Raw genomic sequence first — 14747 nt, 5'->3', positions numbered from 1 at the left:
GCCGTCACTCCAGCAACAACGTGCCGGGATTGAGTCGCCCGGCCGGATCGAAATGCCGGCTCAGCGCCTGCAACGTGTCCAGCGCCAGCGCGCCTTTCTCCCGCAACAGGTACGGCGCGTGATCCTTGCCCACGCCATGCTGGTGACTGATGGTGCCGTGGTTGGCGACGATGGTCTGGCTGGCCGTCTGCTTGAGCGCCTGCCAGCGCGCCAGCGTCGCCGGATAGTCGGCCGCCGGACGGAACACGTAAGTGGTGTAGATGCTCGAGCCTTCGCCATAGACATGGGACAGGTGCGTAAACACATGCACCCGCTCGCCTTCAGCGGCCAAACCGTCGCGCAGGCTGTTTTCGATCAGGGCGAGCAGGTTGTCGACGTTGCTCCAGTCGGTCGCGGTTTCCAAGGTGTCGACCACATAACCGGCGTTCCACAGGTTCTCGCGCAGGTAGGGGAAACGAAAGCGGTTCTGCGCCCACTTCTTGCCGAGCAAGGTGCCGGTGAACACACCGCCAAAGGCCTTCAGGTGTTGCCGGGCCTGGCTCAGCGACAGCGCATTCTGCCGCCGATTGCCGGTCACGCCGAAGGTCAGCAGGCATTTGCCCACACCGGCGCCACGCAGGGCCAGGTACTTTTCCAGCCAGGCAATCTGCTGCGGATGACCGGCCAGCGCCAGTTGGGTTTCGGTTTCGACCGCGTTGGACAAGCGCAGCATCGACAGCGGCACGCGTGCCTGGGCCAACTGGCGGATGGCTTTCAGCGCCTGCGGCCAATCGGGCAGAAACACGCCATAGAAACGCTCATCGGCGGGCAATGCGCTGACCCGAACCTTGACCTCGGAAATGATCCCGAAACGGCCCTCGCACCCCAGCACCACTTCGCGCAGATCGGGCCCCGCCGCCGACGCCGGGAAGGTGGGGATTTGCAGCGGACCGGCGAACGTTTCCAGGGTGCCGCCGGCGAACAGTTGCTCGATTCGCCCGTAGCGCAGCGATTGCTGGCCACTGGAGCGGCTCGCCACCCAACCGCCCAGCGTCGACAGCTCCCACGACTGCGGGAAATGCCCGAGGGTGTAACCCCGGGCGCGCAACTGACTTTCGACCTGCGGCCCGGTGGCGCCGGGGCCGAACGTGGCCAACAGGCTCTGTTCATCGAGGTCCGTCAGGCGATTCATGCGCGCCAGCGAAACCGTGACCACGGGCCGCGCGGAACGCAGCGGGTTGATGTGCCCGGCCACCGAAGTGCCGCCGCCGTACGGAATCAGGCACAGGTCCTGCGCCTGGGCCAGCGCCAGCAGCTGACGAATCTGTTCGGCACTCTCCGGGAAGGCCACGGCGTCGGGATAGACGCCTGGCGCCCCTTCGCGCAACGCCAGCCAGTCCGGCAGGCTCTGGCCGCGCGCATGCAGCAAACGATCCTGCGCCGCGACGCTGTACAAGCTGTGATCGCCCAGCCGCGAGGCCGGCACGCGGGACAATGCCGTCTCAAGCGTGGCATCGGGCAGCGCGCGACCGGCACCGACCCGTTCAGCGAGAAATCCCGCGCCCCGGGCCGGCAACTCGACCACCGTGGTTGCATCTCCCCAGCCATTCCAGCGTCGCATGCGTGTGTCCTTTTGCGGTTCTGATCAGTGATGTTCCAGGCCTACATACTAGTCAGCTGCCCGAAAGTGTCACGGTCGCATCCGGCCAGTTCGAGTAGCCAATTGAGTCAAACGTCGCGCAAACCCCAGCCATTTACTTTAGCGGTGGTTTCAACTTACCTTTCAGCGCATTCATCCGCGCCTGCGGGCCTTGATCAAAGGAAGACGGTCATGCAATCCCTGGGTTTCACCTCGGTTCCGCCGCTGCTCAAATACCTGCGTCATGCCGAACAAATGGGTCTGGCCATCGAGCCTGCGTTGGCGGCGGCCGGGTTGCAGGCGCACCAGTTGAGTGACAACAGCCTGCGGTTGCCGGGCGAAGCCCATGAACGGTTGCTCGATTATTTCTGCGAACACTCGGGCGATCCGTTGTTCGGCCTTAACGCCGCGCGTTTTGTCTTGCCCAATTCCTGGAGCGTGCTGGGTTACATCACCATGAACTGCGCGACCCTGGGCGATGCCATGAGCCGGATCATGCCGTTCGAGAAACTGGTGGGCGACATGGGGGTCAGCCGCGTCGAGGTGCAGGACGGTCACGTGCACCTGATCTGGACCTGCCGCTATCAACGCCCGCGCATCCGCCGCCACCTGGTGGAAAACGTGCTTGGTTCCTGGTTGCAATACGCGCGCTGGATTGCCGATACGCAGCTGTCGCCGGCCGCCGTGTGGTTTGAACATGCGCTCCCGGCCGATACGACGCTGGCGCAGTACGAACAATTCTTCGATTGCCCGGTGCTGTTTGACCAACCTTACGCGGCGCTGATTGTCCCGCTGCCGTATTTGCAATTGCCCTTGCGCCAGGCCGATCCGCAATTGCTGCGCACCCTGGAGGAACATGCCCTGGGGTTGATGGCCACGCTGGAGGACGCGTCGCTGGAGCTGCGGGTCAAAAGCATCCTGCGCCAGTTGCTCAAGGAAGGCCTGCCGCGCAAAGAGCAGGTGGCCGAGCAGTTGGCGGTGTCGGTGCGCACGCTGCAACGCCAGTTGCATCAGGCCGGCACTTCGTACCAGCAGATCCTCGATGACCTGCGCCAGGAGCTGGCCGAGCATTACCTGCTGCACAGCAATTTGCCGATCCAGGACATCTCCCAGTACCTGGGCTTCACCGAACCCCGCTCGTTTCACCGCACCTTCAAGAGCCGGCGCGGGATGCCGCCGGGCGAGTTTCGCCAGACCCACCGGATGTGACGGCACTGGCCTCTTCGCGAGCAAGCCCGCTCCCACAGTGGATCTTTATTGGCCTCTATTTTGTGAACGACACAAACCCCCTGTGGGAGCGAGCTTGCTCGCGAAGGCGTCAGTCGCAACGGCGCAATAAACGTCTTTCAGTGCGCATGTTTAAAGACACTCGGCGTTACGCGACAGCGCCCACAAATCCTTGCGATGCGGCCTTATTAGGAATGGCGGTCAATCAAGTGCTGGATAAACTAGTGCCCACCGAGTGATCGATGCGGTGACGCGGCGCTTGCCACATTGGCCGCTGATCCCTGAACGAAGAAGCCCGCTGCCAAACCACAAGGGTTTGTGAGCGGGCTTCTTCGCGCGCCTTATAACGATTGCAGTCAGAGGCTGATCGCGTTGGTGAACACCAGCCGATTGCCGAACGGGTCGGCGATGGTCATGTCCTGGCTGCCCCACGGCATGGCCTGAATTTGTGGGTGTGCGAAGGTGTATTCCTTGGCCAGCAGTTGCTGTTGAAAGGCTTCCAGTTCATCGGTCTCGATGCGCAGTGCCGAGCCCGGCGTGGCATCGCCGTGATGCTCCGACAGGTGCAGCACGCATTCACCCCGGGAGAGTTGCAGGTACAGCGGGAAGTTCGCTTCGAAACGGTGTTGCCAGTCGATCTTGAAACCGAGGAAGTCGACGTAGAACTCGATGGCCTTGCTTTCGTCGAAGATCCGCAGGATCGGGGTGGTTTTGCCGAAGCTCATAGGAGTGTTCTCGCCAGTGGGAAGGGCCCGTGTTCAGCGGGCCATGTGTCTGGTTCAAATTGCCGGATCAATGCACCGTCTTGAGCGCGAGATCGTTGTAGTGAAAGCGGTTCTTGTCAGTGCGCGCAAAGAAGAAGTAACCATAATCCGACAAGTAATAGTAGGTATCGACCCGTTTGTACTCATCGTCTTTTTGACTGCACGTCAACTCTTTGGCTGAACCGCTCAAGGTGACATTGAGTTCGCTGGCCGACAGCTCGCGAATGACCGTGCAATCGCTACTGTCCTGACGCTCCTCGACCTTGCCGATCAGCGTGTTGGTGTTGCGCACGGTCGCGCTGTAGCTCAACCGCCCGTTGATCGGCATATGCTGCCAGTCGCCGGTGAAGCTCAAGCTGATGACACTGGAAGTGTCTTTCATCAAGGGCCCCTTCGAGATGCTGAATCGACTCAAACGCGCCAGATCGAACAGGCCGCGAAAGGACACGGCATCGCTCTCGTAATTGGCCCCTGACATACGCACGGTCATTTGCTGCGAGGCGCTATCGATCCCGATGAATCGCTCTTCATGCAGGTCCGAGGTCTTGGCCTTGTAAGTCGACTGTCCTGCAACTTCCACATAGCTGAGCGGTTTGACGGCAACCGGCATGTTCAGATTCTTGATGGCCGATCCCACCGCCGGGGAAAGCGGCGGCAGGGTCACTGGCGCGGCTTTCTTCGCACGGGCAACGAACCTCGGAAGTTGTGCCTCCGACTCCGGTTTATCGCAGGCCAGTTTGAACAGCCGTTCGTAGTCGTCGTTGCTGCCGCTGATCGCCGTGGACGTCAGTGCAACTGCATCCTGACCGTCCGTGACGGTGTTGTTGGCATCCAGGTCGTATCCCGCCACCACGCGATAAGTTTGCTTGCCACAATCGACCGCGTAATGCTCGCGTTTCTGGGCATAGGGCGCGTCGTAAGGCGCATCGTATCCAATCAACGGGTTGTCGTAGGCCGCCCAGAATCTCAGTTCAGAACCGTCCTTCTTGAGGCTGTTGCGATCAAGCAATACCCATTGATCCTCGCCGCTGCCTTTGACTACACGCCAATCCGACGATGGAGTAGTGGCACACGCCTTGATGAAATCCGGGTTGCTCTTCAACACCCCGAGCACGTTGGCCGGAACCGCCCTGCCCGTCGAATACTGGTGAGCATTGAGACCTGGATACATCCGGCCGCCACCGCCCAGGTAGAGCAAGTTGGCCCGATCGGAGGTACACGAAGCTTCCATTTGAAAAACCAGACCTGCCGCCGCCTGGGCATTGCCGGACTGGCTGATCTGGAAACTCAGGATGTCGCCTTCACGCATGATCGAATCACTGACCAGGGGCTTCGACAGAACGCCATTGAACAGTGTCTCGGCTTCGGCTGCCCGCCGTGCCTGAGGGCTGACGCAACCGGCCAATAACGTAACGGCAACCAGCAAACAAACGCGGTACATGAAACTCCCTGGGCGAGTCACGCCAAATCAACTGAATGTCAGCGCTTCGGCTTGCTGGTGGCTTTCTTTAATTGCAATGTGCCACCAGTGTGACGGACAGCAAAGAATGCCTACTGGAAGCCGTCACGCAAATCCCCTTGCCGCGCCAGAAACCGCCCTGCCCTTTTACCGTTCGCCTGGCCTTCGCTGTAACTCAACACGCCGTTGACCCACACCCCGTCAATCCCTTCCGCCGCCCGTTGCGGATCATTGAAATCCGCCACGTCGCGAATGGTCGCCGGATTGAACAACACCAGGTCCGCCCAGTGCCCTTCTCGAATTTCGCCGCGCTCCTTCAAGCCAAACCGCGCCGCCGACAGCCCGGTCATTTTGTGCACGGCGGTGTGCAGCGGAAACAGCCCGACATCGCGACTGAAATGGCCGAGCACCCGTGGAAAGGCGCCCCACAAGCGTGGGTGCGGGAACGGGTCTTCCGGCAAGCCGTCCGAGCCGACCATCGACAGCGGGTGCGCGAGAATTTTGCGTACGTCGGCCTCGTCCATTCCGTAATACACCGCGCCGGCCGGTTGCAGACGGCGCGCCGCGTCGAGCAATGGCACGCCCCACTCGGCGGCGATGTCCATCAAGTCACGGCCGCCCAGTTCCGGGTGCGGCGTGGACCAGGTGATGGTGATGCGATGGGCGTCGGTGACTTGCTTGAGGTCCAGCGTCGAGGAGCTCGCCGCGTAGGGGTAACAATCGCAGCCTACCGGGTGGGTGAGCGCCGCTTTTTCGAGCGACGCCAACAGTTGCGGACTGCGTCCCCAGTTGCCCGCGCCCGCGCATTTGAGGTGGGAAATGATCACCGGGGATTGGGCATGACGACCGATCCGGAACGCCTCATCCATCGCCTCCAGCACCGGCTCGAATTCACTGCGCAAATGGGTGGTGTACACCGCACCGAATGCCGTCAATTCTTCGGTCAATTGCATCACTTCATCGGTGGACGCCGAGAACGCACTGGCGTACGCCAGGCCTGTGGACAAGCCCAACGCGCCGGCCTCAAGACTGTCGCGCAGTTGCCCGCGCATCGCGCTGATTTCATCCGGCTTGGCGGTGCGGAACAAGTCGTCGAGGTGATTGCTGCGCAGCGCGGTGTGGCCGACCAGCGCGGCAACGTTCAACGTTGTGTTGGCCGCTTCGACCGCTGCGCGGTAATCGCGGAACGTCGGATAAACGAATGCCGCGGCGGTGCCGAGCAGGTTCATCGGGTCTGGCGGATTACCCTGCAACGTCACCGGCGAAGCGCTGATCCCGCAGTTGCCGACGATCACCGTGGTCACGCCCTGGCTGAGTTTGGGCAGCATCTGCGGCTGGCGGATCACCACCGTGTCGTCGTGGGTGTGCACGTCGATAAAACCCGGCGCCAGCACCCGGCCGGCAGCGTCGATTTCTGCGCTGGCCGTGGCCGCGTGCAAGTCGCCGATGCGCTCGATGCGGCCCTTCAGGATTGCCACGTCGGCGGAGTAACCGGGGCGGTCACTGCCGTCGATGATCAGGGCGTTGCGGATGAGCGTGTCGTAGATCATTTCAGTCTCCCAGCGGCAAGTGATCGTCGCCGCCGCGGTAATCGTCGAGGGCGAGTTTGATCCGCCGCAGACGTTCTTGATTGTCTTCAGGATTGGCCAGCGCCAGCTCGGTGGCGAGCACATCGATGGCCAGCAGCATGCCGTAGCGCGCCGCCGTGGGTTTGTAGATGAACGAGGTTTCGACGCCTTGCAACGGCAGCAGCACATCGGCCAGTTGCGCCAGCGGCGAATCGGCGCGGGTGATGGCGACGATGCGTGCACCGTAGTTGCGGGCTAGCGCCACCACTTCGAGCAATTCGGGCGTGAGGCCGGTCAGCGAGCAGACGATCAGCGCGTTATCGGCACCGAGGCTGGCGGCGGTCACGCGCATCATCACCGGGTCGTGGCACACCGCAATCGGGTAGCCGAATCGCACCAGCCGCACTTGCAGTTCATCGCTGCACAAGGTCGAGCAGCCGCCCATGCCGAACGCATGAATCATCCGCGCCTTGCCCAGCAATTTCACCGCATCGACGAAACGCGACTCGTCGAACGCCGACAGATGCTGGCGCAACGTCGACTCGATATCACCCACGATCTGCCCGTAGAACGCCGACTGTTCGGGCGTGCCCGCCGGGTCGAGAAAACGGCTGCCGACGCCGCTGGCCTGGGCCAGTTGCAGACGCAGATCACGCAAGTCGCGGCAACCGACGGTGCGGGCAAAACGCGACAGCGTCGCCGTGCTGACTTCCGCTCGCAGCGCCAGCTCATCGAGGCTGGCGGACGAGGCGAACCCGACATCGTCGAGCATCAACCGCGCGATGCGTCCTTCGCCGGCGCTGAAGGAATCCTGACGGGCGCGGATCTGGTAGAGGATGTCCATGGCGGGCGGCTCCGTTAGATCAGGTAAGAAAGACCAACCGTCAGCCCGAACGCGACCAGCGAAATAATAGTCTCGAGCACGGTCCAGGTCTTGAAGGTCTGGGCGACGGTCATGTTGAAGTATTCCTTGATCAACCAGAAGCCTCCGTCGTTGACGTGGGAGAAAATCACCGAACCCGCGCCCGTCGCCAGCACCAACAGTTCCGGATGCGGATAGCCCAGACCCACGGCCACCGGCGCCACGATTCCCGAGGCCGTGGTCATCGCCACCGTCGCGGAACCGGTGGCGATGCGCATCAGCGCGGCGAACAGCCAGCCCATGATCAGCGGCGACAAGTGAAATTCGTGGGCCAGACTGACGATTTGATCGGTAACGCCGGCGTCCACCAGAATCCGGTTCAAACCACCGCCGGCGCCGACCAGCAAGGTGATGCTGGCCGTCGGTGCCAGGCATTCCTGGGTGAATTTGAGGATCGATTCGCGGCTGAAGCCTTGGGCGATGCCCAGAGTCCAGAAGCTGAGCAAGGTCGCCAGCAACAATGCGATCACCGAGTTGCCGATGAACAGCAGAAACTGGTTGAAACCGCTGCCCGGTGTCGAGATCAGGTTGGCCCAGCCGCCAATCAGCATCAGCACCACCGGCAACAGAATGGTCGCCATGGTAATGCCGAAGCTTGGCAAGCGGTCGCGCGGCTCGCGGTCGATGAACTGCCGCTCCAGCGGGTTTTCCGCTGGCAGTTGAATGCGCGGCACGATGAATTTGGCGTACAACGGGCCGGCAATGATCGCGGTCGGAATGCCGATCAGGATCGCGTAGAGCAAGGTCTGCCCGACCGAGGCCTGATACGCCTGCACCGCCAGCATCGCGGCCGGGTGTGGCGGCACCAGTGCATGTACCACCGAGAGCCCGGCGACCATCGGCAAACCGACCATCAGAATCGACACGCCCACCCGCCGCGCCACGGTGAAGGCAATCGGCACCAGCAACACAAAACCGACCTCGAAGAACAGCGGCAGCCCGACCAGGAACGCGATGCAGACCATCGCCCAATGCGCGTTCTTCTCGCCGAAACGGTCGATCAAGGTCCGTGCCACCTGCTCGGCACCGCCGGACTCGGCCATCATCTTGCCGAGCATCGTCCCCAGCGCCACCACCAGCGCAATGTGCCCCAGGGTTTTGCCGACCCCGGCCTCGTACGCACCGACCACGCCAGACGCCGGCATCCCGGCCAGCAAGGCCAGGCCGATGGAAACCAGGGTGATCACGATGAACGGATTGAGTCGATAACGGGCGATCAGCACGATCAGCGCGATGATGGCGATGGCGGCGTACACCAGCAGCCAATAGCCGAAGGACAGGGTCATGCGGTACTCCTCGAAAGGGTCACGTCGAAATGTTTGTGAAAGTCATAAATCATTTCAAGGCGTGATTTTCAAACGGAGTGAAACTAATTTTCGTGCAGAGGTAAGGAATGTCGCGCAGAGGTATGCGCGGTCGATGGATATGAAAATCAGGCAGGTGGATTTACATCCCCAGCCGGAGGATCAGTCGTGATGCACCCGAGCGCGCTTGAGCAGTTTCTTGCAGCGTTCCGACAAGTGCAGCACGCGCAGCTGCTTGCCGGCCTTGGCATAGCGCTCACGCAGGGTCTTCAGCGCGGCGATGGCCGAGTAGTCGACAACACTCAGGTGGCGACAATCGACGGTCACGACCGCTGGATCGTTGGCCGGGTCGAACTGATTGAGGAACGGCGTGGTCGAGGCGAAGAACAGCGTGCCATGCACGTGGTAGCGCTTGCTGCCGTCGGCTTCGAGATGCGCGTCGGCATACAGTTCGCGGGCCTGCTGCCAGGCGAAGTTGAGCGCGGCAATGATGATCCCGCAGAGCACGGCAGTGGCGAGATCGGTGAGCACGGTGATGACCGTCACCGCGACGATCACCAACACGTCGTTCAGCGGCACTTTGTTAACCACCCGCAACGAAGCCCAGGCGAAGGTTTGCTGCGACACCACAAACATCACGCCCACCAACGCCGCCAGCGGGATGCGCTCGATCAGCGGCGACAGAAACAGAATGAACAACAGAATCAGCACCCCGGCCACGACGCCGGACAACCGCCCGCGACCGCCGGAACTGAGGTTGATCACCGTCTGGCCGATCATCGCGCAGCCACCCATGCCGCCGAACACGCCCGAGACCATATTCGCCGCGCCCAGCGCCACACACTCGCGATCAGGGAAGCCACGGCTCTCGGTGATTTCGTCAGTGAGGTTCAGGGTCAGCAGGGTTTCCAACAGGCCGACCAGCGCCATCAACGTCGCGTAAGGCGCGATGATGCGCAGGGTGTCGAGGCTCCACGGGATGTCCGGCCAGGCAAACGTCGGCAAGCCGCCCGCGATGTGCGCCATGTCGCCCAGGGTACGCGTTGGCAAACCGAGCACATACACCGCCAGCCCGACACTCAGGATCGCCACCAGCGCCGGCGGCACAGCACGCGTCAGGCGTGGCAGCAGATAAACGATGGCCATCGTCAACGCCACTAGCCCCGTCATCACATACAACGGCGTGCCGCTGAGCCAGGTGTCAGCGCTTTTGAAGTGCTCCAGTTGCGCCAAGGCAATGATGATCGCCAAGCCGTTAACAAAACCGAGCATCACCGGGTGCGGCACCATGCGCACCAGTTTGCCCAGCCTCAGCAGCCCGAACGCGAGCATGATCAAGCCGCCCAGCAACACGGTCGCGAGCAGATACTGCACGCCGTGCTGCACCACCAACGCCACAATCACCACCGCCATCGACCCGGCCGCCCCCGACACCATGCCCGGCCGCCCGCCGAACAGCGCGGTCAGCGTGCAAATGATGAACGCCCCGTAAAGCCCCATCAGCGGGTTGAGGTGAGCCACCAGCGCGAAGGCGATGCATTCGGGTAGCAGGGCGAAAGAAGTGGTTAGCCCGGCCAGGACATCGGCGCGCAGACGTTGTGGTTTCATCGAAGACCGGACACAGCAGAGAAAGAAGGCAGCGGATGTTACGGAATTGAGCGCGGCGCGGCCAGTTGTGGGGCGTAGAAGTCATGCTGCGCTATACTCGCCACTCGCGCCCCAACTGAGCCACCGCCATGACCACTTCACGTCGCCACGGTAAAAAACTGAATTCCGACGCAGTGATTCGTGCCGTCGCCAGCTCTACTGCCATTGAAACAGGGCAGAGCGTCGAAGCAGTCGAACGCAAACTCAAAAGCAAAACCAGCAAATTCCTGCATCTCAAACTTGCGCAATAGTGCGCCGAGTCAATGTCACCGTGAATCACTCCAGCAACGCTTGCCGGACCCAATGTTTCATCGGTTCGTAATCACAAGTGAGTCCTTGATTGATCGCCGCAAAGTAAGCGTCTTTGTGGGCTTCCCACGCGCTGTAATCCAAAGGCATGCGGCCAGCCTGTACAGCCATCACATCCGCTAACAGCCGCGACAAACGCCCGTTACCTTCACGAAATGGGTGAATCAGGATGAACTCCACGTGGGCGATGGCAATCGCCTCGATCAACCCTTCGCCATCGACACTGCAAGGGGTGAATTTCGCGAGGCAGCCATTTTCAAAATCGCTGAGCAACCGGGGAATTTGCGGGGCGGCGGCGAAGAAGAAACCGCCTTTCCCCATGTTCACCGAGCGAATGTCTCCCGCCCACGGATAGATGTTCCCAAGCCACCTGCGATGCCAGTCTTTCAGATCCTGGACAGTCAATCGCCGATCAGGCAGGTGTTCGACCAAGACCGACTGATACAGTTTTTCCAACAGCATCAACTCGGCATCGTCCATGTCATTTGGATCAGTAATACCCAGTCGGTTGGCCAGGACCTGTTCATCCGACCCCGGCTCATAAGTACCTTGCGCCCCGTCGGAGTCATAGCGATTTGTCATTTTTCGCGCCTCCTGACCCTGCCTGATTGAAAGAATCCACCATAGGCTCGGGCGCGGTCCTTGATCAAACCCAAAAACAAAAACGGCCGCCCCAAGGCAGCCGTCTTTTAACGGTCAAACCAGCAACGCTGCGCTCCTGCGACGTTCAAACCATTTCATTACGAATCCATTCAACCACCGACGTCCGCTTCGGCGCCCATCCCAGCAACTCACGCGCCTGTTTGCCACGCACACGGCTGTTGGAGCCCAGGCCGTAGTTGGCCATTTCGTAACCCCATTCGGCCTCGGCGTCTTTGAGCGGCCAGTCTTGCGGCGCGCCCAGTTTCAGCGCTTGGGCCATGGCGGTGGTCATGTCGATGAACGACGCTTCGCCGCTTTCGACGAAGTAGAACGTGCCCGATACGTTTTTGCTCAGCGCCAACAAATAGAGAGAAACCACGTCTTCGATGTGCACGTTGGACCAGATGTTGCGCCCCGTGCCGACATGGCGAACCACACCGCTTTTACGCGCCTGTTTCAGCAAGCGCGGCAGTTGCACGCTGTCGCGCTGGACGCCCAGGCTGTGGCCGTAAATCAGGGTGTTGCAGATCACCGCCGAGTTCACGCCGTCGTTGGCGGCAGCGAGGATCAGGTTGTCGATGGCCACGCGGGCGGCCTTGTCGACGGTCGGCTCGGGCAGGTTGTCTTCGTAATAGATGACGTCGCTGGATTTACCGCCGGATGCATCGCCGACGATGCTCGAACCACTGGTGTGCAGAAATACTTTGTTGGAGCCGCGCAAGGCATCGAGCAGGGCTTCGACCGCGCCGCGATGGTCGCTGCTGGCGGCGTTGATCACGGCGTCGGCCGCGCGGGCCTGTTCCGCCAATAGTGCGCTGTCGTCAAGAGTGCCGATCACCGGGGTGATGCCCAGTGCACGCAACTCATCGGCTTGTTGCTGGTTACGCACCAGGCCAGTGACCTGGTTGCCAGCCCGGATCAGGCCGGTGGCGATGGAGCCGCCGATGAAACCCGCTGCGCCGGTAAGGAATACGTTCATGGAGAAACTCCCTGCGTTAATAAGTGATGCCGCGAGTATCGAGGACCGACCGGGAGCAAAACAGGCCCGTTTGCCCAATTCACTCTTGCGCAGGAATCACGAATCAACCCTTGAAGTTCGCATTCGCGTAGACCGCCAATTTGCCTTGAATGAAGTCCAGGAAGCATTGAATCCGTAGCGCAAGTTGCGAGTTACGGTAGTACACCGCGTTGATCGGCTGACGATAGCCGCTGTTGAAATCGGCCAGCAGCACCTTCAACCGCCCGGCGCGGATGTCATCGATGGTCATGAAGTGCGAGAGGCAGGCAATGCCCTGACCGTCCAGCGCGAGGTGGCGCAGCGTCTCGCCGCTGGAGGCGCTGATCGATGCCTGGATCGGCCAGCGATCACCGTGCACATAACGCAGCGGCCACTGGTTGAGGCCGTCGTTCTGGGTGAAGCCCAGCAACCGGTGTTGATCCAGCTCGGCCACCGCTGCCGGCGTACCGTGTTGCTCAAGGTACGCCGGGCTCGCGACGATGTGCAGCGGGCTGCAACCCAGCGAACGGGCGTGCAGGGTCGAGTCGGCCAGGATGCCGATGCGGATGGCAATGTCGGTGCTTTGCTCCAGCAGATCGATGATCAGGTCGTTGCTGTTGAGTTCGAGCTGGATGTCCGGGTAGAGCCGGCGGAACTCATCGATGTGCGGCACGATGGCGTGCAGCATGAACGGTGACGCGGCGTTGATCCGCAAGCGTCCGGACGGTGTCTGCTGGCGCGAATTCAGGCGTTCTTCAAGTTCATCCATCTGATCGAGAATCAGCTTGGACTGCTCGAAGAAATACTTGCCCTCCTCCGTCAAGTCCATGCGCCGCGTGGTGCGGTTGATCAGCGTGGTCTCGAGCTTCGCCTCCAGCCTCGACAGCGTGCGGCTGACGGCCGAAGGCGTTTGCCCGACTTGTTCAGCCGCAGCCGAAATCGACCCGCACTCAATCACACAGACGAAAATCTGCAACTCATCGGATCTGGCTTTCACGGCGGCCCCTTATTCAAAACTGGCTTGATAGTAGCTGGATACGGGGCGAATGGAACCTCAAGCCGGGAGCCCGAACACCTGCGTCAGGTGTTGTTCGTAGCGGGCGATATCGGCGTCGACATTCGGACGTTTCATCACGTCAACGCACAGAAACGTCGGCAGACCGGTCATGCCGAGGAACTCGTTGGCTTTGTGGAACGGCAAGTACACCGCGTCCACGCCTTTGCCTTCGAAGAAGTCGGTCGGGTCGTCGAAGGCTTGCTGCGGCGCGTTCCAGGTCAGGGACAACATGTATTGCTTGCCCTGCAACAAACCGCCACTGCCGTACTTTTGCGAGGCATCGGAACGGGTGCGGCCGTCGCTGGCGTAGAGGCTGCCGTGACCTTCGGTGAGCACTTCGTCGAGGTATTTTTTGACGGTCCACGGCGCGCCCATCCACCAGCCGGGCATTTGATAAACGATCACGTCGGCCCAGAGGAACTTGGCGACTTCTTCGGCGACGTCGTAACCCTCGTCGATGAACGTGGTTTTGATATCCAGGCCGCCACGATCCAGCGCGCTCAGCGCGGTTTCGTGCATCGTCGCGTTGTAGCGACCGTCGGAGTGGGCGAATTGTTTGCCGCCATTGAGTAACAGAACTTTTTTCATGGGAAGACTCGAAAGGTCAGAAATCGGATGGCGGCAGGTTAACCGCGTACCTCGCGCGGAATAAGCCCTGGTTTCGCAATACTCATTTGACCAATACGCACGAATCGACCATCGATTGTTGCCATAAACTTGCGCCGATTCTGAACTTGAGGAGTTTTCTGATGAGTGAAATGCAAGGCTTCATCCTGCACGCCAAGACCCGCCCGGAAAAATCCGACGCGTTTGAAGCGCTTTTCAGCGGTTACGTAGAGGCGAGTCGTGCCGAGCCCGGCTGCATCGAGTACCACATGCTGCGCGACAAGCAGGACCCGACACTGTTTATCTTTTACGAGATCTGGCAATCCCAGGCCCACCTCGATGTGCACGCCAACCTGCCGCACATGAAGCAGTTCCGCGACACGCGCATGGATTATCTGGAACGGGATTTCGACATCCGCGCCATCGACATGCTCAGCCCGTCGTCCGCTACCCGCTGATCAGCAAGTGGCCGCCGAGCAAGCCGAGGCCGATGAAGAACACACGCTTGAACAGCACGGCGCTGATCCGTTGACGCAGCCATTGGCCGAGCAACATGCCCAGCACTGCGGGGATCAGCGCCAGCAACGACGCGCTCAATTCTGCGCCGCCCAACGCGCCGCGCCATAG

At 61.1% G+C, this 14747-nt stretch carries 14 protein-coding genes and 1 pseudogene; 3 read left to right on the top strand and 12 right to left on the bottom strand.

Features of this window, described 5'->3' with window-relative positions; genetic code table 11:
• Positions 1-4: 4 nt before the first annotated feature.
• Positions 5-1600 carry an FAD-binding oxidoreductase gene (locus ACQKP4_RS12545; RefSeq protein ID WP_427633510.1) on the bottom strand — a complete coding sequence of 532 codons (1596 nt, stop codon included), beginning with the start codon at positions 1598-1600 and terminating at the stop codon, positions 5-7.
• A 210-nt stretch (positions 1601-1810) separates the two neighbouring features.
• Here ACQKP4_RS12545 and ACQKP4_RS12540 point away from each other — a divergent pair, with 210 nt between their 5' ends.
• Positions 1811-2827, top strand: coding sequence for an AraC family transcriptional regulator (locus ACQKP4_RS12540; RefSeq protein WP_427633508.1), 1017 nt, complete (start codon positions 1811-1813; stop codon positions 2825-2827).
• Positions 2828-3201: 374 nt separating this feature from the next.
• Here the strand turns inward: ACQKP4_RS12540 and ACQKP4_RS12535 are convergent, their stop codons facing one another.
• From ACQKP4_RS12535 to ACQKP4_RS12510, 6 genes are all read right to left on the bottom strand, one after another.
• The gene (locus ACQKP4_RS12535) at positions 3202-3570 is read right to left on the bottom strand and encodes a glyoxalase superfamily protein (RefSeq protein WP_427633506.1); all 369 of its coding nucleotides are present in this window, start codon (positions 3568-3570) and stop codon (positions 3202-3204) included.
• 67 nt (positions 3571-3637) lie between these two features.
• A complete protein-coding gene (locus tag ACQKP4_RS12530) occupies positions 3638-5050 on the bottom strand; it encodes a surface-adhesin E family protein (RefSeq protein WP_427633504.1) in 1413 nt (470 codons plus the stop codon).
• A 110-nt stretch (positions 5051-5160) separates the two neighbouring features.
• Positions 5161-6618, bottom strand: a complete 1458-nt coding sequence (locus ACQKP4_RS12525; RefSeq protein WP_427633502.1) for an N-acyl-D-amino-acid deacylase family protein — start codon at positions 6616-6618, stop codon at positions 5161-5163.
• 1 nt (position 6619) lies between these two features.
• Complete coding sequence (locus ACQKP4_RS12520) at positions 6620-7480, bottom strand: MurR/RpiR family transcriptional regulator (RefSeq protein WP_427633500.1); 861 nt, start codon at positions 7478-7480, stop codon at positions 6620-6622.
• A gap of 14 nt (positions 7481-7494) precedes the next feature.
• Positions 7495-8844 (bottom strand): gluconate:H+ symporter, encoded by a 1350-nt coding sequence (locus ACQKP4_RS12515; RefSeq protein ID WP_427633498.1) that lies wholly within the window; start codon positions 8842-8844, stop codon positions 7495-7497.
• A 180-nt stretch (positions 8845-9024) separates the two neighbouring features.
• Positions 9025-10470, bottom strand: a complete 1446-nt coding sequence (locus ACQKP4_RS12510) for a SulP family inorganic anion transporter (protein WP_427633496.1) — start codon at positions 10468-10470, stop codon at positions 9025-9027.
• Between the two features lie 128 nt (positions 10471-10598).
• Here ACQKP4_RS12510 and ACQKP4_RS12505 point away from each other — a divergent pair, with 128 nt between their 5' ends.
• A complete protein-coding gene (locus ACQKP4_RS12505) occupies positions 10599-10760 on the top strand; it encodes a hypothetical protein (protein WP_427633494.1) in 162 nt (53 codons plus the stop codon).
• A gap of 25 nt (positions 10761-10785) precedes the next feature.
• Here ACQKP4_RS12505 and ACQKP4_RS12500 read toward each other — a convergent pair whose 3' ends face one another.
• The 4 genes from ACQKP4_RS12500 to ACQKP4_RS12485 form a co-directional block, all read right to left on the bottom strand.
• Positions 10786-11400, bottom strand: coding sequence for a Fic/DOC family protein (locus ACQKP4_RS12500; protein WP_427633492.1), 615 nt, complete (start codon positions 11398-11400; stop codon positions 10786-10788).
• Between the two features lie 145 nt (positions 11401-11545).
• Positions 11546-12439 carry an NAD-dependent epimerase/dehydratase family protein gene (locus ACQKP4_RS12495; protein ID WP_427633490.1) on the bottom strand — a complete coding sequence of 298 codons (894 nt, stop codon included), beginning with the start codon at positions 12437-12439 and terminating at the stop codon, positions 11546-11548.
• 103 nt (positions 12440-12542) lie between these two features.
• Complete coding sequence (locus ACQKP4_RS12490) at positions 12543-13454, bottom strand: LysR substrate-binding domain-containing protein (protein WP_427633488.1); 912 nt, start codon at positions 13452-13454, stop codon at positions 12543-12545.
• Between the two features lie 57 nt (positions 13455-13511).
• The gene (locus ACQKP4_RS12485; protein ID WP_427633486.1) at positions 13512-14102 is read right to left on the bottom strand and encodes an NAD(P)H-dependent oxidoreductase; all 591 of its coding nucleotides are present in this window, start codon (positions 14100-14102) and stop codon (positions 13512-13514) included.
• 161 nt (positions 14103-14263) lie between these two features.
• Here ACQKP4_RS12485 and ACQKP4_RS12480 point away from each other — a divergent pair, with 161 nt between their 5' ends.
• Entirely contained in the window at positions 14264-14578 is a 315-nt protein-coding gene (locus tag ACQKP4_RS12480; RefSeq protein ID WP_427633484.1) for a putative quinol monooxygenase, read from the top strand.
• Here the strand turns inward: ACQKP4_RS12480 and ACQKP4_RS12475 are convergent.
• Positions 14568-14747, bottom strand: a pseudogene (locus ACQKP4_RS12475) (sulfite exporter TauE/SafE family protein); the annotation flags it as partial. The gene ACQKP4_RS12480 and the pseudogene ACQKP4_RS12475 sit on opposite strands and share 11 nt — an antisense overlap.

Source organism: Pseudomonas sp. NPDC086278 (assembly GCF_050280905.1).
Classification (GTDB): domain Bacteria; phylum Pseudomonadota; class Gammaproteobacteria; order Pseudomonadales; family Pseudomonadaceae; genus Aquipseudomonas.
The sequence above is the reverse complement of the archived record's forward strand: the minus strand, read 5'-3'. Positions and strand labels throughout refer to the sequence as shown.